Consider the following 22,648-nt stretch of genomic DNA (forward strand, 5'->3'; position numbering starts at 1 on the left):
GGGGGTGAAAAGAGTGAGTGAGCAAGTGTTAACTAAGCGAGTGGTTCTAAAAAGTATGCTAACGCTGGTATTTGCGGCCATTGCTGTAGGTATGGTACTTCCATTTATTTGGATGTTATCGGGATCCTTTAAGAATAGCGCCGACCTATTTGAATATCCGATTCGTTGGATTCCGAAGGTGTGGAACTTCGACAATTATAAGAAGGTATGGTCAGGATCCGTTCCGTTCTCGGTCTTTTATATAAACTCAATCAAGATTACTTTTTTTCAAGTAGTGGGATCTATTGTAACAAGCGCGTTGGCTGGTTTCGCTTTTGCCAAATTGAAATTTAAATGGAAAGACGGCATTTTCTTGATCTATCTAAGTACGATGATTATTCCACATCAGGTGCTGTTCGTTCCAAGATTCATTTTGTTTGATCAAATGAATCTAGTGAATACACATGCGGCGATCATTTTACCAGGGATGTTTACGGTATTGGGGACCTTCCTTATGCGTCAGTTTTTCATGACACTGCCCAATGAGTTGCTGGAGGCAAGTAAGGTGGATGGGGCAGGGTATTGGCGGATGTTCTGGCAACTCTCACTGCCATTAACAAAACCAGCTTTAGTCACGTTGTTAATTCTAACTTTTACTTGGCATTGGAACGAGTACGAGAATCCGCTAATCCTACTTAGAAGCAGAAACTTGTTTACCATTCCTATCGGTTTATCGAGTTTCTCGGATGAAACAGGAACGGATTACCCTCTTATCATGGCTGCTTCCGTATCAGCACTGGGGCCGTTGATTGTCATAGTAGCCATCTGCCAACGTTGGTTTGTAGAAGGAATTGCGAATACAGGGTTGAAAGGTTAACCGTCATGTAATCTTACTGAATCTTACGGCTGGTGAAGAATGAAAATGATAGTGGGGGGGAGCTCATCAATCATGAGTGGACCAAATAAAAGGGATCTCATACAGACAGATTTACTAGTAGCTGGTGGAGGTATATCTGGCGTCGTAGCCGCCATCGCCGCTGCTCGGAACGGTGCACAAGTTATTCTATGTCAGGATCGCTCCGTTCTAGGTGGCAATGCCTCATCTGAGATTCGAATGCACATCGTTGGGGCGGCGCATTCCAAGAGAGGGACGGCCCTAGAGACGGAAGCTAGGGAAGGCGGCATCCTAGAAGAAATTCTTCTTGACTGTGCGGTTCGCAATCCACAGCGAAGCGCTTCCATGCTTGATCTCCTTCTATATGAAAAGTGTCGTGCAGAATCAAATCTGATGTTGATGCTGAATACGACGATTATCGGGGTGCAAATGGATGGGGATAGGATTGTTTCTGCGATAGCTACCAGAGAAAGCACCGAACAAGGATTTGAAATTTGCGCCGATATCTTCATGGACTGCACCGGAGACGGACGCCTTGGGAAAGAGGCGGGTGCGTTATTTACGACAGGCAGGGAGTCTTCCCTGCAATATGGGGAATCATTCGCAGGACAGGAATCTGACAGCTATCGTCTTGGTTCTTCCCTTCTGTTTACGGCACGAAATATGGGCAAGCCGATGAAGTTTATAGCGCCTGAGTGGGCTAAACACTATTCGGAGGAGGATTTAAAATATCGCAGTCATTCCTCATGGGAATACGGGTATTGGTGGGTGGAATTTGGCGGATTAATGGATACAATCTCAGATAACGAAGTGATTCGAGATGAGCTTCTAGCCATCATGATGGGTGTCTGGGATCATATAAAAAATAGCGGACACCACCCAGAGTCTGAGAACTGGGCACTGGATTGGTTCGGCTTCGTGCCTGGCAAGCGGGAATCGCGCCGATTTATCGGTAAGCATATGCTGACGCAAGGAGATTTGGAGAATGCCGTCCATTTCGAAGATGTCATCGCCTATGGCGGTTGGCCGATGGATACACATCCACCGCAGGGGATAGAAGCCAAAGAGATGGATCCCTGCCATCAACCGCACACTAATCATGTATATGGCATACCTCTACGTGCAATGATTAGCGCCAATGTGGCGAATCTCATGTTTGTAGGACGTAATATTTCCGCTACGCATATTGCCTTTTCAAGCACAAGGGTCATGGCGACCTGCGGTGTGATGGGGCAAGGGGCAGGTACTTTTGCAGCCATGGCGATAAAGGAAGGTGTTCCCCTGGATTTGGCGTATCTCAACAAAGAATTGATTCGGACAACCCAAAATCAGCTTATGAAACAGGATGCATTCCTTCCTGGTATTCCTACGAGTGACAATTTGGCAAGTCAAGCGATTGTTAGAGCTTCTTCTGAGCAGCCAGAGGGGGGAGCGGCGAATATCATAGATGGATATACCCGTTCCATGCATGGAACGAACGGTGTCAGACCTGAATTGGTTCTTCCTGGTACGCACAGATGGATGTCACGTCCTGACGACCGGGAGCCTTGGATTGAGCTGGAATGGGAAACGCCGGTATCCATGAATGAAATAACAATTGTGCTGGATACAGGCATGCACCGGAGATTGACATTGACGCATGAGGACAATCTTTCAAAGAAATTCGAATGGGGACCACAACCTGAAACAGTGAAGGATTTCCGACTGATTGCTTATTTTGCGAGTTCACTCGGCGCATACGACAGTCATCAAGTGATGAACTTCCATGATAACTACCAGAGGCAGGTTACAAGCTATGTGAAGTGGGAACAAGTTAGTAAACTCCGTCTGGAGGTTTTAAGTACGAATGGATTGGATCATGCTAGAATTTTCGAAATCAGATGTCAGTGAAGGCAAATGGGATGAATGCCCTGGAGAAGAAAACGTCACTTGTCACGAAGGAGGAAATAGCAATGAGTACGCAAGTAAAACGGACAGTTATTACGTTACTTACGCTTTTGCTACTTGTAACAATGAATTCGGTTTTTGTGAGACAAGTTTCAGCGGCGGATGAGTACGATACGCTCCGAGACAGATGGAAGGAGATGCTAACCGGAGGAACAGCTTATAATCCACTCGATCCAGACATAGCCCCTCAAATTACAGCGCTTACCACTACAGCGAATACAAACTGGAGTGCCATGGATAATACACCAAGTACCTATCTGTGGAGTGACCTGGCGAGCACAACGATTTCCAGTCAAATCACATCGATGTATGGTCGGTTAAAGTCAATGGCGCTTGCCTATGCCACGACAGGTTCAACACTTCAGAACGATTCGGCGTTACTCGCGGATATTATCACTGGACTAGATTGGATGAACGCGAATCGGTATAATGCGAGCGGTACGCCTTCTAACCCAAGTAATACGAAATATGATAACTGGTGGGATTTTGAGATTGGCGCACCGCTTGCGCTCAATGATATTGTGGTGCTGCTGTATGCACAATTAACTGCCGCTCAAATTACCAGCTATATGAGTGCAATAGAGCATTTCCAACCAACGATTACGATGACCGGAGCTAATCGAACATGGGAGTGCACGATTATCGGTGTTCGCGGTATTCTTGTGAAGAACGCAACGAAAATCGCTAACGCTCGGGATGGGCTAAGCACGATATTTAATTATGTAACTAACGGTGACGGGTTTTATGCGGACGGTTCGTTCATCCAGCATGTCAAGCATCCTTATACCGGGGGTTACGGGACTGGATTGTTGCAGGATTTAGCCAACTTGATGTATGTACTCAATGGCTCCACATGGGCCGTTACAGATGTCGACAAGCATAATGTATATAAATGGGTATACGATTCGTTTGAGCCCTTGATCTATAGGGGGGCAATGATGGATATGACGAGAGGAAGGAATATTTCTCGTTCCTATGCGCAAGACCATGATGCCGGCAACAGTGCAATTAAAGCAATTATACGTATTTCACAATCTGCACAGACGACGGACGCAACAGCGTTCAGGAGTATGGTGAAATACTGGATAGATACGGATACGTATAAGAATTTCTTCTCGTTTGTACCAATCAATATGATCGTTCTAGGAAAAGAAATAGCTGCCAATGCAACCTCTCGTGGGGAGTTAATTGCGAATAAGCAATTCCCCAATATGGCTCGCACGGTTCATCTGCGTCCTGGTTTTGGTTTGGGAATCAGTATGTCTTCTAACCGAATTTATAACTTCGAATCCATCAATGACGAGAATGTAAAAGGTTGGTATGTTGGAAATGGCATGACTTATTTATATAATAATGACCTTTCTCAATTTTCAAATGATTTCTGGCCGACTGTAAATAAATATCGCTTGCCGGGTACAACGGTAGATACAATGTCAAGAACCAACAGCAGTGGGAGTAATTATCTGAGTTCGAGTGATTGGGTTGGCGGTACATCAATTCTAGGTTTGTATGGAACAACTGGCATGGAACTCGATGCCTGGAGCAGTAATTTAACGGCGAAGAAATCGTGGTTTATGTTCGACGATGAAGTCGTGGCGCTTGGTGCCGGGATTACGAATACAGGCCAGACTGGCAATGGATGGGACGGTACACCCCGGAAAGTGGAGACCATTGCAGAGAACCGCAAGCTGAACAGCAGCGGGAATAATGCGTTGACGGTAAATGGAACGGCTAAGTCTTCCATCCTGGGATGGTCGGAAACGATGACGGGTGTCAACTGGGCCCACCTGGCGGGAAGCGTATCCGGCTCGGATATCGGCTATTATTTCCCTGGAGGCACGACACTGAATGGAAAGCGCGAAGCCAGAACAGGCAAATGGAGTGATATCGATGGAAGAGATGGAACCTCTGCTACGAATATAACCAGTAATTATTTGACAATGTGGTTTGATCATGGCGTGAATCCGACAGACTCGACATATTCGTATGTCATGTTGCCAGGGAAAACGAGTACACAAGTAAGCAGCTATGCGAGTAGTCCACATGTTTCGGTATTGGAGAATTCCATCTCAGCCCAAGCCGTGAAAGAAACGACATTGAATGTTGTTGGCATGAATTTCTGGGCGGATGCACTGAAATGGGTGCAGGTAAGCGGGACCAACTTCCTTTCCAGCGATAAGAAGGCCTCCGTCATGACCAAGGAAAATGCAGGTGGAGAAATTGAAGTAGCCGTGTCCGATCCGACACAAGCCAACACGGGCAGCATCAATATTGAAATTAACCGAAGTGCAACAGGTTATCTGTCCTATGACTCGGGAGTTACGATTACCCAGTTGTCCCCGACAATTAAACTATCAGTTAATGTGAATGCAACCAAAGGTAAAACACTGAAAGCCAAGTTTAGCTACACTGGGGGGACCCCTATTTCCGATAGTGACATCATTATCGATAACACCTCTGCAGAATATACGGGTACTTGGTTATCTTCGTCATTTTTGCCGAATTATTATGGCTCCGACTATGCGTATAATAATTCCGGAACAGGCGCGGATAAAATCAGATGGAGACCGACGATTCCAACGACTGGCAATTATAATGTGTACTATAGGATACCGGATGGAAACACTGCTCGATCCACCAACGCACCATTCACGGTGTATTATAACGGTGGCTCTCAACTGTATACGGTTAATCAGCAGACTGTACCGGGAGGATCGTGGCTTATGTTGGGAACGCATAACTTTACATCAGGCACTGCCGGGTATGTAGAGTTAACCGATAATGCCAATGGTACTTATGTGAATGCTGATGCTATAAAGTTTAGTCCTGCCAGTCCAATCAATCTTGCGCCTTCTGCTTCACTGTCAGTGGATACCACAAATGGTGCTTTTACCAAAGAATTAGCTGTTGACGGAATCAAGAATGTTCAAAGCAGCAGATGGTTGTCTACGAATACGGCGGAACCCCACTGGTTTCAATTGGATTGGGTGTCGAGTAAGACAATCAACAAGGTTAAGATTTGGAGCGGTTCCACAAGTGGGCCGGATTGGCAGATCGACACGTTCAAAATGCAGTATTGGAATGGAAGCGCTTGGGTAGACATTCCCGGGGCTAGTGTCGCAGGCAATACGAAAGACGGAATGAGCGGTCAGTACAACGATCTAAACTTCACGGCAATAACAACGACGAAGATACGGATGTACATTACCGATGCCACCTCTGTCGGAAGTAACACGGATGCTCGGTTGTTTGAAATTGAAGTGTGGGGAAATTAAGTCGGAATAAGATAGACGGACTGCATAGCTTCTAGGGCTATGCAGTCGTTCCTTTGAGTCTATCCGGGTGGTGTAAGCATTTTTTTATCAATAATTTTACTCGAGTAGATTCGAGAGAAGGAGCATTCATCAATGATACAAAAAAATGAGCATTATGATGTAGTCGTTTGCGGAGGCGGACTGGCGGGATTCTGTGCAGGAGTAGCTGCAGCAAGACAGGGAGCCAAAGCCTGCATTGTTCAAGACAGACCTGTCTTCGGAGGGAATAGTTCATCTGAAATTCGAGTAACTCCCCACGGGGCGGCAGCATTTCATGCGTATGCAAGGGAAACAGGCATTCTCTCAGAGCTTCTGATTGAAGAACGGGCTCGCAATCATGAGGAAATCTTGGAAAATGGTTGGACGAACAGTGTTTGGGACATGGTCATGTATGATATGGCAATGAGTACGCCTAATCTTACTTTTCACTTGAACACTTCCATTCAGCAAGTGGTTATCGATGCAAACAAGCATATTCAGTCGGTTATCGGACGAATTGCGAATAGCGAAACGGAGCTCACGATCTCCGGAAGTATGTTCATTGATTGTACGGGAGACGGTATTGTAGCGGATTTAGCTGGTTGCGAATGGAGAATGGGAACTGAAAGCCGTGAAGAGTTTAACGAGCCTCATGCCCCGCTCCAAGCTAGCCAAGACACGATGGGCAATTCCATTCATTTCAAGGCCAAAGATATGGGGCGCCAGGTACCGTTTAAAGCTCCTGACTGGGCAGTCAAATACGAAGATGCGAGTTTCTTCTATAAGCAGGGCAGAACTCCGAATGATGTTCGAGGGGGGTATTGGTGGCTAGAAATTGGGGTCCCATGGCATACCATTTACGATTCGGAAGATATCCGGCATGAATTGACTTGCCATACGCTTGGCGTATGGGATTGGATTAAGAACAGGGATCCTGAAACAATGGAGCTAGCAGCTAATTATGCGATTGATTGGATTGGGCAAGTGCCAGGCAAGCGCGAAAGTCGCCGGATTATTGGGGATTATTTTATGACCGAGCATGATATTTTGAACAGAAAGGTATTTGAAGACGAGATTGCATTCGGAGGCTGGTTCATCGATTTACACACGCCTGGCGGATTGTTGGCTCCTACTAGCGAACCGAATTCAGCAGCTGGTTATCAGGGTGATTACAATGTTAAAAGTTACTGTGGGCCATACGGCGTACCGCTAGGCATCTGTATAGCGAAAGATGTCAACAATCTGATGATGGCTGGGCGCAATGTGAGTGTCACTCATGCTGCTTTAGGAACAGTTCGTGTTATGGGCACAACAGCGCTCATGGGGCAGGCTGTAGGAACAGCTGCTGGTCTTGCCGTCAGCAAGAACGTCCCGATCAGGACGATTTCCAATCACCATATTCGTGAATTGAAGCAAACGCTGATTAAGGATGGATGTTTTCTTCCCAATAATAGGAATGAAGATGAGTATGATCTTGCACGTTCAGCACGGTTGTCAGCCAGCAGTGAAGCTGTCGTCCATGGCGTCGGACCGGAGAGTCGAGATGCGGAAACGCCTTTACTGAAACGTTGGTGGGATACAGCACCGAAGAAGCTGGAGTTACATGTGGTGAAGAAGCCTGAGGTCCAATTATTAACGAAACTCGGACAATGGATCGCGATGGGAACATCGGAGCTGCGCCAGGTCGCTGTATGCTTGACGAATACTTCGGATCAGGTTCAAGTGGTTAGGAGTTCACTTGTTCCTGTAAACGATATTTGGGATTACCGTGTTAACACGGGAACAGTTCTAGCCGAGGCGGAATTATTGGTTGCTCCTGGCGAAGCACAATGGATCGAGTGGGAGGTCCAGTTGACCGATTTGAAACCAAACTCATATATTCGTCTTGATCTATCGAGCAATGAGCATGTAATCTGGCATCGTGCCGGTGGAATTGAGCCTGGCCAAACCTCAGCTTGGGATATGGGCAACGGACAAATGCGTGGTGTGAAATATGCACTTAGCTACCGGGTTGAACCCGCGCAGCCTAGCTACGGCGCTGTGAATGCCATCAGTGGTGTGACACGGCCGCACCAGTCCACGAATTTGTGGAAGTCCGACCCGCAGCAGCCGCTATCCCAGTGGCTTCAGTTGGAATGGGAAGAAGCTGTGACAATTCGTGAAGTACATCTGACATTCCCAGGACAGTTGCTGACGGAATACCATTATTACCCGCCATTTTATAAGGATCCGCAATGTCCAAGGGTCTATACTATCCAAGCATGGAGGGAAGAAAGCTGGGAGGACCTTGTGCATATCAAGGACAATTATCAGAGGCAAATGAAGCATAGCTTGTCTGAAGAAGTGAAGACTGCTAAATTGAGGATCGTTGTTCATGCAACGAACGGCGATCCATCTGCCGCGATCTATGAGGTTCGCTGTTATTCATGAATTGCATTGAAGTTCAAGGTATGATGCGCAAAAACTCTACCCATTTTGTTGTGGGTAGAGTTTTTGCGCATCATATTCGCTATAAAAATAGGAGGTAGCTGGCGTTGGTTTTTATGATTGTAGATCAAAGCGATCGGCATTCATGACCTTGACCCAGCTAGCTATGAAGTCGCGTACAAACTTTTCTTGGTTATCATCTTGGGCATACACTTCGGCAATCGCGCGAAGAACGGAGTTGGAACCGAAGACGAGGTCAACCGTCGTGGCGGATCGAACCACTTTGCCTGTCTTGCGATCGCGTCCTTCAAAAACATCATCACCGATAGGGTTCCACTGAACGCCCATATCGAGTAAGTTAACGAAGAAGTCATTCGTGAGAACACCAACACGGTCTGTGAATACACCATGCTTGGTGCCACCGAAGTTCGTACCAAGAACACGCATACCGCCAACTAGCGCTGTCATTTCCGGTGCAGTCAGGTTAAGCAGGTGTGCCTTATCAATTAGAAGCTCCGCTGAGCTAACGGAATATTGCTTCTTCTGATAGTTACGGAAACCATCAGCGACTGGCTCCAGCACTGCGAAGCTTTCTGCATCGGTTTCTTCTTCTGTTGCATCACCGCGTCCGGGTGTAAAGGGTACAGATACTTGAAAGCCTGCATCGCGTGCCGCTTTTTCCACCGCGGCGCTGCCGCCAAGCACGATCAAATCCGCGAGACTTACCTCGAGGTCTAGATCTTCTTGTATGCCTTCCAGAATCGTAAGCACTCTAGTCAGTTGAGTTGGTTGATTGACTTCCCACTCATTCTGTGGGGCAAGCCGAATGCGAGCGCCGTTGGCGCCGCCGCGCATGTCCGTACCGCGGAAGGTGCTGGCTGAAGCCCAAGCTGTAGATACGAGTTCACTGACGGTAAGGCCAGAGGCTAGAATCTTAGCCTTGATATCTTCAACATCTGCATCTGTTAATGTGTAGGCCACAGTCGGCACAGCGTCTTGCCAGATCAGAACTTCTTCAGGAACTTCCGGTCCTAGATACCTGGCAAGAGGCCCCATATCCCGGTGCGTGAGTTTAAACCAAGCACGAGCGAAGGCATCTGCGAATTGGTCAGGATTCTCATAATAACGACGAGAGATTTGCTCATAAGCTGGATCCACACGCAACGCCATATCGGCGGTTGTCATGATCGTCTTCACGCGAATGGAAGGATCTTCAGCATCGGGTGCGAGATGCTTGTCAGCCGGATTGACTGGCGTCCATTGATGTGCGCCTGCGGGGCTCTTCGTGAGTGTCCATTCATATCCGAACAGAAGTTCAAAGAAACCATTATCCCACTGTGTCGGATTGGCTGTCCAAGCACCTTCGATCCCGCTTGTAATCGTATCGCGGCCTTTGCCGGAACCGTGCGTGCTGATCCAACCTAAGCCTAGCGCTTCAATAGCAGCTGCTTCCGGCTCTGCCCCTACATGCGCTGCATCTCCTGCACCGTGTGCTTTACCGAAGGTATGTCCGCCTGCAACGAGGGCAACGGTTTCTTCATCGTTCATGCCCATCCGTTTGAACGTATTGCGGATGTCGCGAGCGCTGGCAAGTGGATCGGGCTTACCGTTCGGACCTTCTGGATTCACATAGATAAGTCCCATCTGAACAGCGGCAAGCGGATTCTCAAGCTCGCGATCGCCGGTGTAACGCTTATCTCCAAGCCACTCGGTTTCTAGACCCCAGTAGATATCTTCTTCGGGGTGCCATACGTCCGCACGTCCGCCGCCGAAGCCAAATGTGCGGCCACCCATCGATTCAATGGCTACATTGCCGGTTAGAATGAACAAGTCTGCCCAAGAGATCTTGTTGCCATACTTCTGCTTAATCGGCCACAGGAGTCGACGAGCTTTATCCAGGTTGCCGTTATCTGGCCAGCTGTTCAGTGGAGCAAAACGCTGTGTGCCAGTTCCAGCCCCACCGCGCCCGTCGCCAGTGCGATAGGTTCCTGCGGAGTGCCAAGCCATACGAATAAAGAAGGGGCCATAATGTCCATAGTCAGCAGGCCACCAATCTTGGCTGTTCGTCATGAGATCACGAAGATCTTGTTTAAGCGCAGCGTAGTCTAATTTCCCGAATTCCTCAGCGTAATCAAAATCGTCGCCAAGAGGGTTTGATTTGCGGTCATGTTGATGGAGAATATTCAGATTCAGCTGATTAGGCCACCAGTTTTTATTCGTCGTACCGCTAGACTTGTGACTAGTAGCGCTTCCATTTCCATGAGGGAACGGGCATTTTCCTGAGATAGGAGTATCCATTGGGTTCATTTTTACCTCTCCAATTCCATTGAATTCTTTCTTAAATTATAATTATTATAATTTAATATATAATACAATCGAGGAAGAAATCAATGACTTTTTGTACATACCAAATTCATCGTTCTCTTCCTACTGGTTGTCTCTCTTATTTATATTGCTATAGATGAAAATGAATGCCATAATATTCAACTATTCGAATAGGGAGTGCCTATTGTCGCCGCGGCGCCTGCAATTCTAATTTATAAGCCGTTGGCGTAACGCCTACATGCTTTTCGAACTTACCGCTGAAATAGGCAGGGTCATTATATCCAACTTTCTTGGCAAGCTCAGCAATTTTCAAATCCGTTCGGCGCAGCAAGCGCTTCGCTTCCTCGATGCGAACCTGATGAAGATATTCATTGAAATGAATTTCTTTCTTTCTACGGAAGAGCTGTCCTAAATAGGCATGATTCATATAAAATTTGGCGGCAACATCTTTTAGAGTCATATTTTCGTGGTAATGACTACTTACATAGAGCTCAATCTGATCGATGATCCCGAAATTCTGTTGAGCACGGAGGAAAGCTATTTCCGTGCCAATCTGCTGGCAAGTATCCAGAAATGTCTCTCGCTGAATACGGATCGGCGTAGTTGTGCAGGTGAGATCAATATGATTAGCGGCTGTGATAATCGGCTGAATATCGCCGTTCATTTCGGCGACATACTTCTCGATCTCAAGCAAGAAACGATATAAGTGTACCTTAATGGTATCGGGAGAAATATACTGTTCCACAAAGTAAACAAAGATCGCTGTGACGATTCTTTCCATGTCTTGCGGATTATTATTTTCAATGGACTCTTTCAATTGTTGAAAGAAAGCGAGATATTCATAGTGGCTTCTAAAAGGAGGAAGCAGCTTCATATCTTCATAGGCTAGAACCGTTGGGCGATTCATGTACAAGGAATAAACAGACGCAGCGCATGCAGCTCCGAATGCATCGGCTAACTGCTCAGATGAGTGAGCAAGAGGACCGAGAGAAAGAAACGCTTCCTGATCCAGGTTGTCGTGAATCGCATGAAGCAAGGCGTAGGCAAGCTGTTTTTCCTCCGTTTTACTGAGATGAGCAGATTCAGGGTGGATGAGTACCGCGATGAACCCGTCTGCGTCAATGTAAATGCGAAGGGACGCGTCGGACAACCGAAAGGTTTCCCGCACCGGCACCAGAAGCTGATGGATAGAGGTGTATGCAGGTTGGATGTGTTTCTGCAGCATGATAACCAGAAGTAATACAGGATAGTGAGCTTTTAAGGATTGGCAAAGTTCTATTCTCGTGTCATGGCTCGTTGTGCTGCGCAGTAATAATTGAATGGCATTCCGAGAATGGCTATCGACAGGTAATGCGTGATCGATATTGAAGCTGGAGCGTATGCGTGAAAGTGCGATAATTAGCTCTTCTTTGTCCACAGGCTTAAGTAAATAATCCCGAACTTGATAGCGGATCGCTTGACGAGCATAGTCAAATTCGTTAAAACCGGTCAACACGATAACGGGTGTCTGCAAATTGTGCTCTTCTCTCAAGGCTTGGATCAATTGAAGGCCATCCATTCTCGGCATGCGGATATCGGTAATAATGACATCCGGCATATCCGCCAGAATGAGCTGTAGAGCTTGCTCGCCGTTTTTGGCTTTGGCGACAATGGTATAACCGTATTTCTCCCAAGGAATAAGTTGGGCTAAGCCCGCGCGAATAACGGGTTCATCGTCTACGAGAAGAACTTTCAACATGTTCGCACAACTCCTTTAATTTTCATCAAAGCCATTGATTGGATGCTTTCGGCAGAGAGGAATTTTTAACTCAATGGATGTAAATTCATGTTCTCTGCTGTTGATGTTAAATTCGAATCGATCCTGAAAGAAAAAGGTAATCCGGCGAAATACATTTTGCATGCCGATTCGGTTAAGTTGCGGTTCTTTAGCTCGAACGTTCTCCAATAATTGATCTAACTTCTCTGGTTTCATTCCTAGGCCATTATCTTCAATATAGAAAACCAGATAATCCCCTTCCGCATAGACGCGAATAGACACTAGCCCTTTCTCATCTAATCCTTGTATCCCGTGCTTAAATGCATTCTCCACAAAGGGTTGAAAGACCATGGAGGGAATGTAGCAGGGAAGCGTGTTCTTCTCAACTTCAATCGAATAATCGATTTCATCTTCAAACCGGTATTTCTGTATAGAGAGAAATTCCTGAATCATGGCCAATTCTTCTTCTACGGTTACCCATTCCCGGTTGGAAGTGAGGAACCTTCTATATGACTTCGACATGTAGCTTAAAATATCTGCTGTCTCTAGTTCCCCTTTGATCACAGATTTCATCCGAATGGTCTCTAATACGTTGAATAAGTAGTGGGGATTAACCTGACTTTGCAAGGCTGTTAGCTCGGCTTGTCTACTTTCCAGTTCATAGTTCTTCTGCCGAAGTTCCGCCTCATACACATCGTTGATCAACTGTTTGACTTTGCGGATCATCCGGTTAAAGCTGTGGAACAAGAGACCGATCTCATCTTTTCCGACATGGGGATACTCAATTAGCGTGAAATGCTGGTTATCGACCTTATCCATATGACGGGAGAGCAATCGTGTTCGGAAGTATAGGGATCTGGATATCAGAATAATGAGAATAGTTGCAAACAACAGCATAGCTAAAGCGATGAGCAAAACGTATTTCTTAGGCTGCTCTAACGCCTTATGGAAGACAGATTCCTCGTAACACCCGATAATTCGATACCCTGTCATGGAATCAAACGTAGTGAGATTCTTGGTCATTGTAAATTGTTTATCCGGCACAGTAGCTGCATTGAAGAGGGCTAAGTATGGCTGCTGCGGCAAACTTGAATAAATGACTCTGTTATTGTCGTCAACAAGGGTAAATTTACCTAAGGTACTTTCACTATTAAAGATCTCAGCGAGGACATTATACCGGATATCCACTTTTAGTATTTTTTGATACTGGGAATAAGACGTAAAGTAATTCATTTTCCGAATGACACTGAACAGTCGTTCCCCATCGCCAGTCACTTCCTGTCCAAAATAGAACATATCTCGATGGCTGCTGGTGGTATTGAAAGATTGTGTGTACCAAGCGCTATTTACTATATCTGGCGTAATTCTGAGAACGCTTCCAGCGTTAAGAACAGTTGGATTATCCGTATAGAAATTAATGGTGAAATGATATTGGAAATAAGGGGTGACTCCGATAAGGGGAGTACGGAAATAACTCCCATAATTGAGGGTATAGTCTAGATTGTCTTGATAAGTGGTATCCAAACCTTCGTAGAAACTACGGGAAAAATATATATTGTTGCTCAACGCTGCGGCTTCTTTGAAGGAACGAGTCAGTTGATTATCTAGACGCTCAAGGGAAAGCTCGATATTTCGCTGCTCTTCCTTTTTCACGCTTTGGGTTATTTTGGCGTAGAACAAATAGTTACTCAGTGTGATGGGCAGGAATACGCAGAAAATGTAGATGAGCAGCAGTTTCTTATGGATTTTCATGTTATTCAATCTGGCTAAACCAAAGAATGCGGGCATCGGTAACCCTCCATCATGTATTGATTCCTTCATTATAAAGAGGGAACCATGCCAAGGGAAGGTCTCTGCGGGCTTACAAATGAAATGCTATAGTATTTCGAACGAATTCTATATTCTGTCATATAGGAATGGTAAGATATTCCTACTTATAATAGGTTTAGGTTAATGACCTGCACGATACAACCACAAGGAGTGAGTCCTAATGAAGGTTTTCAGAAAAGCGGCTTCCGTAACGCTAGTCGCTGCATTAGCCTTGACTGCTGCAGCATGCAGCAGTGGGGAGTCGAAACCAAGCACAAGCAGTACGGATTCAGGGGGCACTGCGAATACGAATACGAAAGCGGAACCAAAAGAATTTAGTGTATTTATTAATCGTTCCTTACCGGATTATCCAGGGTCCACTCGCGTAGGTGACATCATTGACAAAGAGACAAATGTCAAGCTAAAGCGAGAATATCTAGTGGGTGATTTGGATACCAAAATTGGCGTCATGATTGCTTCCGGTCATTATCCGGATCTCATGGATGGAGGGCCTTCAACTTCCAAGCTGCTTAGTGCCGGCGCCTACATCCCGCTCGATGAGTTAGTGGACAAATATGCTCCGAATTTGAAGAAGCTGTACAATGCCCGTTGGAATAAGCTGAAACAACCGGATGGTAAGGTTTATTTCCTCCCAGGATGGGTGCCATACGAAGAGGGAGATAAGGCTCCGTTGCTGGGAACGCCTCAAACTGGCTTTTGGATTCAGAAAGCCGTTTTGAAGGAGTTTAATTATCCGAAGATTAAGACGCTTGATGAATATTTTGATGTGATTGAAAAGTATGCCAAGAAGTATCCGGAAATTGAAGGCGGCAAAACGATTGGCTTTGAAGGAATTATGGAGGGCTCGCGTAAACATGACTTGGTTAATCCGTCGTTCTTCCTCGCAGGTTATCCGAATGACGGTGCCGGGATTGCCAACAAGGTGGATGGCGGCTTCAAGGTAGATACTTTCCAGGATAAAGACATGTCGAAGCGTTACTATAAGAAATTGAATGAAATCAACGCCAAGAAGTTGTTGGATCAAGAGATGTTCATCATGAACTACGATCAATACATTGCCAAACTTACTTCAGGCAGAGTACTTGGTTTACACGACCAGCGTTTCCAGATAGGCAAAGCCATAGATATTCTGGATAAGGAGAAACCAGAGCGTTCATTCGTACCTTTGCCACTCGTTTACGATACCAGCATCAAAGAGCAATATACACCACCGCTAGGGATGTCAACATCGGCCGGTATGGGAATTTCGAAGGATGCCAAAGATCCAGTTGCCATTATCAAGTATTTGGATTATCTGGCTAAACAAGATACGCAGAATTTGATTTCTTGGGGCGTAAAAGATGTTGATTATAAAGTTAACGAGAAGGGCAGATTCTATAGAACTCCTGATATGATCGCAAACTTTAAGAATCCGGAGTACAAAAAGCAGTGGGGCGGCGATTACTTCCTAGGGCTGCCAATCTCGGTTGGATACTGGGCAGATGGCAATGCGGCGCGCGCTGACAATCAGGCAGAACTGCTTACAACGACGTATAACGACATCGATAAAGAAATCATTAAAGCGTATGAGATTTCATCGTACAATGATCTTTTTGCAAAACCTGAGGCACGCAAGTATTTCCCGCTGTTTGATATTGTACTAGAAAAAGGCGGTAAAGCTGAGTTAACGAAACAAAAGATCGATGATTTATTGACCTCATACATCCCTAAGCTAGTTATGTCGAATCCAGCTGACTACGACAAAGTATGGGAAGAGTATACAGGGAAGTTTAAGGCTTTGGATACCAAATCGTATATCGATGAACTTCAGAAATCGGTCGATTTCCGCATGAAGAATTGGTAAAAATATGGAAGTGAGAGAGGGCTCCACAAGAGTTCTCCTCACCTTCATGCCAGCTGGCATTTTATAGAGAAAGAGAACGTAATGAACAAGCGGATAGGAGAGGTTCATCATACTGCAAAAAACTTTTACTCAGCGACTATGGCAGCAAAGAGTCTTGGTGCTAATGTCTGTCCCGCTTTTGATCCATCTATTCATTTTTAAGTATATGCCCTTATGGGGATGGTCGATGGCTTTCCAAGAGTATGTGCCAGGCAAAAGCTTTTTACATCAAAAGTGGGTTGGTCTTGAGCAATTTAAACGTATTTTTACAGATGAGTTGTTCTATCAGGTTCTTCGCAATACCCTTGCCATGAGCGCCATCAATATTACGTTTAGCTTCATTACGGCGATCGGGTTGGCGATTTTATTAAATGAAGTGAGAGTGACTTGGTTTAAGAGAACGGTACAGACAATCTCCTATTTGCCTTATTTTATCTCCTGGGTAGTTGCTGCCAATATCATTATGGTGATGCTCTCCTCTGACAATGGGATCGTTAATATTCTGTTGCTAAAGCTGGGAGTCATCGATTCTTCTCAAATGTGGCTGGGGAAACCGGACCTGTTTTGGTGGATTATCGGGATCGCGAATGTGTGGAAAAATGTAGGGTGGAACGCCATCATCTATTTGGCGGCAATCTCCGCAATCGAGCCGCATCTCTATGAGTCGGCGGATATCGATGGAGCCAACCGATTGCAGAAAATCCGTCATATTACCCTTCCGGGTATAAAACCAACCATCGTGATTCTGCTCATCATGAGTATTGGTCACGTGATGCAGGCTGGATTTGAACAGCAGTACTTGCTCGGGAACAGTTTGGTTAAGGATAAGTCGATGGTCTTCGATATCTTTGTATTGGAGTACGGCATACGCCTATCACGCTATTCCTTTGCAGCAGCAGCAGGTATATTCAACAGTGTCGTCAGTATTGCCATGCTGCTAATGGCCAACTACATTGCGGGTAAAATGGGTGAAGAACGAATTATATAAGGTGGGGACTGGGCATGTATCGTACAAAACAGCTATTCACAGGCAGTAATCTGTTTGACATCATGAATACGATTGTATTGAGCTTATTGTTAGTATTTACGTTATACCCTTTTCTCAATGTAATAGCGCTTTCACTTAATGACGCAACGGACAGTATGAAGAGTGGCATATATTTGTTGCCCAGAAAGTTTACGTTATTTAATTATCAGGATTTGATTCGAGATTCCCATATTTGGCATGCGGGTATGATTTCTCTCCTCCGTACAGTGATTGCCGTTGTTTCAGGTGTGTTTCTAACGGCGATGGTGGCGTATACCATCAGTCGGAAGGATTATGTGTTGCGAAGTTTCATTACGATGGCTTACGTATTCACCATGTATATTGATGGCGGACTCATTCCCACTTACTTTCTAATCCGGGATGTTGGATTGGTCAATAACTTTGCGGTGTATGTGCTTCCGGGTATCGTAACAGCCTTTAATCTGTTAGTAATCAGGACGTATATTCATTCCTTGCCGGAGAGTTTGAATGAATCAGCCAAAATAGACGGAGCTGGCGACTTTCGCATCTTTGTACAAATCATATTTCCATTGTGTATGCCTGTACTTGCTACAATCGCGTTATTCATTGCCGTTTCGCAATGGAACGCATGGTTCGATACGTTCCTGTACGCATCTAATAATCCAAATCTAAGCACGCTTCAATATGAGCTTATGAAGATTTTGCAGTCAGCGAATCAACAAGTGACGGGAACGATGGAGCAAGCCTTACAGGATGCATCAGCTGGGCAAACCGAACATGCGGTTACACCAGGATCTATCCGTGCAACGATGACCGTTGTTTCCAGTTTGCCAATCATTCTCGTGTATCCTTTCTTACAGCGCTATTTTGTCAAAGGCTTAACGCTTGGCGGTGTGAAAGGATAGATTTCTCAGAGTTTTGACTAAGAATAAAGGAGGGATAATTATGTTTTCAGGAGTAATGAAAGGTTTCCAGCTCATCGTGTTTATTACATTCATAATGGTCTTGTCGCTTCTACATCCTTTGACTGGAATGGCAGCGATAGATTCAACGGTGCCTTCCGGGCAGATTGCTTCAAACCTGTTTACGAACCCTGACTTCGAAACAGGAACAGTGAATGGTTGGACAGCGCGTGGGAATTCAACGCTCACCGCCAATAGTGATGCTCATACGGGTGCATACAGCATGAAGGTTGTCCGTACCGCTGCATTTCGCGGTGTGCAGCAGGCGGTTTATGGCAAGGTGAAGGTAGGCAGTGAATACGACATCAGTATATGGGTCAAGGTGGATGCTGCGGGTGCCGGGAAGGAGATCCGGCTTACGCTGGATAAGAGCATTGATGGGGGAACGAAGCCCAGCGTGTTTAAGGGAGTGGGCTCTGCCAAGAATCTGGTAGCCGGACAATGGACCCAAATTCAAGCAACTTACAAAGTAACGGAAGAAACTTCGGGAGCAATTACGAACTTGGCTCTATATTTGGAATCCGCTACAGATGCCTTCGATATCTATGTGGATGATGCAGTTCTTCTGGAGAAACCAAATGAACTGGTTAGTAATTCGGGTATGGAGGTCGGGGTCAGCCCTTGGCAAATACGGGGCAGCGGGGTCGTTCTCCAAGCGGTCTATGCACCACAACCTGTCTATAATGGTACGAAAAGTCTCTTGGTTTCAGGACGCAGTGCGAACTGGAAAGGCGTCATGCAGCCGATGATAAGTAAGTTAGTAAAGGGAAAAACCTACTTGGTGTCAGCTTGGGTAAGACTTCCAGAGGGTAAGGAAGAGAAAATTAGTTTAAGTCTCCAGAAGGTCATTGGTGGCGTAACCTCTTACCAAGGTGTTGCTTCTGTAACGGCAAAAGGTGGGGAGTGGAGGCAAATCTCTGGCGCATTCACGTTGGAGTATAGCGGTACCTTGTCTTCGTTGGATCTTTATTTCGAGTCAGCAAGTACGGGAACTGATTTCTACTTGGATGATGTCAGCGTCGTGGAGAAAGTACTTCCTCCCAAGGTTGTCGAAACCAATATCCCTTCGTTAAAGGATGTTTTTGCCGCTGATTTTCCAATTGGTGTGGCATTACCGCCAGATTATTTGAATGGTGATGTACACAGTGATTTGATAAAGAAGCATTTCAATAGCATCACTGCTGAGAATTCCATGAAACCATCTTATCTGCAGCCTACAGAAGGGGTATTTACTTTTGATACAGCCGATAAATATGTAAATTTCGCACAAGCAAATGGGATGAAAGTACGTGGGCATACCTTAGTTTGGCATCAAGGGGTAGGCAATTGGATGTTCGTCGATGCATTAGGTCAACCTGCGAGCAAAGAATTGCTGTATGCGCGATTAGAAAACCACATTAAAACGATCGTAGAGCGGTATAAAGGCAAGATTTATGCCTGGGATGTCGTCAACGAAGCGATTGATGCCAGTCAATCGGATGGCTTCCGCAGAACCGATTGGTATAGTATAGCGGGACCGGAGTTTATTGAAAAAGCGTTCCAATATGCACATGAAGCAGACCCGGATGCGAAGCTTTACTACAATGAATTCGGCATATTCGAATCAACTGCTAAGCTCGATTTCACCATCAGTATGATTCAGAACCTGCTTGCAAAGGGAGTACCTATTCATGGAATCGGCGTGCAAACGCACAATACGATTTATATTCCCGATAAAGATACGGTAGATCGTACGATGGCGAAGCTAGCGGCACTTGGCATCGATATTCAGATTACAGAGATGGATATGTCCATCTACAAAAATGCCACTGAAAAGTACGATGCCATTGCCGATAAGCAGATTGTGGACGCTCTGTTAGTTCAGCAAGCTTATCAATTTAAAGACATGTTCGAAGTTTTCAATAAGTATAAAGCAAATATTACAGGGATTACCTTTTGGGGATTGGCAGACGATCGCACTTGGTTGGACAGTACGCCAGGTAACCGCAAGGATCTTCCATTGCTTTTCGATGAATCGTTAAGAGCGAAGTCAGCCTATTGGGCATTGGTAGATCCAAGTAAGCTGCCAGTACGCATTCAAGCGATTCATGCCGAGCAAAGTGAGGCGTTAACGATCGACGCTGCAGGACTAAATAATCCTGTGTGGGATTATATGACACCAGTAACCGTTACAGGCAGCGTGTATACACAAGCTTCTTTCAAAACGCTATGGCATGACAATGCCTTGTATGTCAAAGTAGAGGTCGAGGATAGTACGGTAGATGCAACGGATGCAGTGAAGGTATTCGTGGATGGAAATAACGGCAGAAAGCCGGTCTATGATCAGGATGATCATGCTTATACGTATGGTAGGCTGCAAGCTCAAGGGAGTGAGGGTTATTTGCAAGAGTCAGCAGGCGGTTATAAAGGGATCTTCCGATTGCCATTAGATAGCTCCTTACCTGCTGTAGGGAAAAACATAGGGTTTGATGTTAGCGTAATCAATGGGACAGATACGATCCATTGGAATGACACATCGGGAGGGCAAGCCGTCACGATGGCTAACGTGGGATTGTTGAAATTTGCCACGGCCTCCTTGTATGCGGAATCCAGAAAAGGTACACCGATCATTGACGGAGAGATTGACCCAAGCTGGAATGAGAGCTCTGTTCAGACGACCGAAAGGTACTCGACCTCTTCAACCGCACAAGGTGCTAAAGGGAAATTCCGCACCCAGTGGGATAATCAGTATTTATATGTGTTGGTTGAAGTGGATGACCCGTTGTTAAGCGCAACGAACGCGCAGACTCACTTACAGGATTCGGTAGAATTGTTTATAGATGAGAATAATCACAAGAGCAGCCTTTATGAGAATGATGATGCACAAATTCGCTTCAATTACTTGAATCAGATTAGTTCACGCGGGACATTCCTCCAAGATCAGTTGCAATCGGTTACCAAGACGGTGTATGGAGCAAACAATAGTATCCTAGGATACCGGGTGGAAGCTGCAATCCGTTGGAATAAAATTACCCCGGTGAAAGGCCATGTTATGGGCTTCGATGTGCAGGTTAATGATGATCCCGGCATTGGAACAAGAAATAGTGTAGCCATGTGGAACAATGTGACTGACTCGGGTTGGGTGGACACATCTGGCTTTGGTGTTATCCGGTTAGTAGAAGGAGCAGCCTCTACTGGGACACCGGTTGCCGTTATGACGGGCAGCGATCAGGTGCAAATAGGTGCAACGTATACGCTTGACTATGGATTAAAGGGAGCGAGCCATGTGTCAGCGCAGGATGTAACGCTAACTTATGATAATCAGGTGTTTACGTTGATCGACGCACAGCCACTTGCAGCAAACACCGTTATCTTGAACCAAACTTCGAGCACCCCAGCGGGTATCGAGAGATTCGTCTTGGCGACAACCGACGCTAACCACGCTTTAAATGGCGAAGTGTCCGTATTGCGCTTTACTTTCACAATGAATACCACAGCGAGCGGAGCTACAATAGGAATCGGTCCCATCCTACTTGCAGATGGAAACGGGAATGAGTGGCAGGCTGCTCCAATTGCAAAAACAGTCAGCGTTACGGCAATACTGAATAAAACATTTCTCGAGGCTTCGCTGCTCAATGCTCAAAATTTGATTGCCGGTGCAGTGGAGGGCTATGCGAATGGCCAGTATATCACGGGGGCGAAATCAGCGTTGCAAGCGGTCATTGCCGCTGCGGAAGTTACTTTGGGTAAACCAGATGTTACGCAAGCTGAGTTGGATCAAGCCGTCGTACAGATTAGCCAGGCTGCTGCTTTGTTTACAAGTAAACTTATCACGGCTAGCACAGGGGATATCGCTGGCATAGGGGGACTTCCGGATGGCAAAATCAGCGTAGCTGACATAGGGTTTGTCGCTTATCATTTTGGAGCATCTTCGACAAGTGCGAACTGGGCGGAGGTAAGTAAAGCTGATATTGATAAGAACGGCGTGATTGATGTTTATGATCTTACTTTTGTGGCTAAGAGAGTAGTGTAATGGGATTGGATACAAGGCCTTACGAGAAATCGTAGGGCTATTTTTTAACATATAAGAAATTACTTACATGTGAAAGCTGTGAAGGATCGATGTATTCAGAGTATTACAAAGGTATTCGTGGATATGAGTACAAAATAACTGATGTACGTGCAACCTAAAAAGGACCGTCAGGGAATTTTTCTTTCCTGACGGTTTTTCTTAATTCATTGCGCTTTACTGTCTTTACTATTTAACGGATAAAATACCTTCTAAAACTGGTGAATAAAAAGCCTGAACCAGGATGGTTTACGTCGCTTTTCTAATCCAGTAGCATTTGAGTGCGTCACAATTC

General features: G+C 45.7%; 11 protein-coding genes. 8 read left to right on the forward strand and 3 right to left on the reverse strand.

The window, feature by feature from the left end; all coding sequences use genetic code 11:
• Positions 1-13 precede the first annotated feature (13 nt).
• The 4 genes from A8708_RS01630 to A8708_RS01645 all read left to right on the forward strand — a co-directional run bounded on the left by A8708_RS01630 (position 14) and on the right by A8708_RS01645 (position 8,544).
• On the forward strand, positions 14-856 hold the full coding sequence (locus A8708_RS01630; protein WP_239696488.1) for a carbohydrate ABC transporter permease: 843 nt from the start codon (positions 14-16) through the stop codon (positions 854-856).
• 72 nt (positions 857-928) lie between these two features.
• Positions 929-2,764: an FAD-dependent oxidoreductase gene (locus A8708_RS01635; RefSeq protein WP_068661804.1), complete on the forward strand. Its 1,836-nt coding sequence runs from the start codon at positions 929-931 to the stop codon at positions 2,762-2,764.
• A 62-nt stretch (positions 2,765-2,826) separates the two neighbouring features.
• Complete coding sequence (locus A8708_RS01640) at positions 2,827-6,096, forward strand: polysaccharide lyase family 8 super-sandwich domain-containing protein (protein ID WP_167355842.1); 3,270 nt, start codon at positions 2,827-2,829, stop codon at positions 6,094-6,096.
• 132 nt (positions 6,097-6,228) lie between these two features.
• Positions 6,229-8,544, forward strand: coding sequence for an FAD-dependent oxidoreductase (locus A8708_RS01645; RefSeq protein ID WP_068661806.1), 2,316 nt, complete (start codon positions 6,229-6,231; stop codon positions 8,542-8,544).
• A gap of 111 nt (positions 8,545-8,655) precedes the next feature.
• Here A8708_RS01645 and katG read toward each other — a convergent pair whose 3' ends face one another.
• The 3 genes from katG to A8708_RS01660 form a co-directional block, all read right to left on the reverse strand.
• Positions 8,656-10,839 (reverse strand): catalase/peroxidase HPI, encoded by a 2,184-nt coding sequence (gene katG, locus A8708_RS01650; protein ID WP_420848519.1) that lies wholly within the window; start codon positions 10,837-10,839, stop codon positions 8,656-8,658.
• Positions 10,840-11,047: 208 nt separating this feature from the next.
• Positions 11,048-12,604: a response regulator transcription factor gene (locus A8708_RS01655; protein ID WP_068661808.1), complete on the reverse strand. Its 1,557-nt coding sequence runs from the start codon at positions 12,602-12,604 to the stop codon at positions 11,048-11,050.
• A 15-nt stretch (positions 12,605-12,619) separates the two neighbouring features.
• Positions 12,620-14,410, reverse strand: a complete 1,791-nt coding sequence (locus A8708_RS01660) for a sensor histidine kinase (protein WP_068661809.1) — start codon at positions 14,408-14,410, stop codon at positions 12,620-12,622.
• Positions 14,411-14,612: 202 nt separating this feature from the next.
• Here A8708_RS01660 and A8708_RS01665 point away from each other — a divergent pair, with 202 nt between their 5' ends.
• From A8708_RS01665 to A8708_RS01680, 4 genes are all read left to right on the forward strand, one after another.
• A complete protein-coding gene (locus A8708_RS01665) occupies positions 14,613-16,295 on the forward strand; it encodes a type 2 periplasmic-binding domain-containing protein (protein ID WP_068661810.1) in 1,683 nt (560 codons plus the stop codon).
• A 226-nt stretch (positions 16,296-16,521) separates the two neighbouring features.
• Positions 16,522-17,322: an ABC transporter permease gene (locus tag A8708_RS01670; protein WP_239696490.1), complete on the forward strand. Its 801-nt coding sequence runs from the start codon at positions 16,522-16,524 to the stop codon at positions 17,320-17,322.
• A 14-nt stretch (positions 17,323-17,336) separates the two neighbouring features.
• Positions 17,337-18,248, forward strand: coding sequence for a carbohydrate ABC transporter permease (locus A8708_RS01675; protein WP_068661812.1), 912 nt, complete (start codon positions 17,337-17,339; stop codon positions 18,246-18,248).
• A gap of 40 nt (positions 18,249-18,288) precedes the next feature.
• Complete coding sequence (locus A8708_RS01680; RefSeq protein WP_068661813.1) at positions 18,289-22,317, forward strand: endo-1,4-beta-xylanase; 4,029 nt, start codon at positions 18,289-18,291, stop codon at positions 22,315-22,317.
• Positions 22,318-22,648 lie beyond the last annotated feature (331 nt).

Origin of the sequence: Paenibacillus oryzisoli (genome assembly GCF_001653565.1) — a bacterium.
In the GTDB taxonomy this organism is placed as follows: domain Bacteria; phylum Bacillota; class Bacilli; order Paenibacillales; family NBRC-103111; genus Paenibacillus_E; species Paenibacillus_E oryzisoli.

What these genes read in the sequence shown, in the direction of transcription:
- A8708_RS01645 (WP_068661806.1), top strand. Translation starts at nt 6,229, where the DNA reads ATGATACAAAAAAATGAGCATTATGATGTAGTCGTTTGCGGAGGCGGA.
- katG (WP_420848519.1), bottom strand. Translation starts at nt 10,839, where the DNA reads ATGGATACTCCTATCTCAGGAAAATGCCCGTTCCCTCATGGAAATGGA.
- A8708_RS01640 (WP_167355842.1), top strand. Translation starts at nt 2,827, where the DNA reads ATGAGTACGCAAGTAAAACGGACAGTTATTACGTTACTTACGCTTTTG.
- A8708_RS01655 (WP_068661808.1), bottom strand. Translation starts at nt 12,604, where the DNA reads ATGTTGAAAGTTCTTCTCGTAGACGATGAACCCGTTATTCGCGCGGGC.
- A8708_RS01675 (WP_068661812.1), top strand. Translation starts at nt 17,337, where the DNA reads ATGTATCGTACAAAACAGCTATTCACAGGCAGTAATCTGTTTGACATC.
- A8708_RS01665 (WP_068661810.1), top strand. Translation starts at nt 14,613, where the DNA reads ATGAAGGTTTTCAGAAAAGCGGCTTCCGTAACGCTAGTCGCTGCATTA.
- A8708_RS01670 (WP_239696490.1), top strand. Translation starts at nt 16,522, where the DNA reads ATGGCTTTCCAAGAGTATGTGCCAGGCAAAAGCTTTTTACATCAAAAG.
- A8708_RS01680 (WP_068661813.1), top strand. Translation starts at nt 18,289, where the DNA reads ATGTTTTCAGGAGTAATGAAAGGTTTCCAGCTCATCGTGTTTATTACA.
- A8708_RS01660 (WP_068661809.1), bottom strand. Translation starts at nt 14,410, where the DNA reads ATGCCCGCATTCTTTGGTTTAGCCAGATTGAATAACATGAAAATCCAT.
- A8708_RS01635 (WP_068661804.1), top strand. Translation starts at nt 929, where the DNA reads ATGAGTGGACCAAATAAAAGGGATCTCATACAGACAGATTTACTAGTA.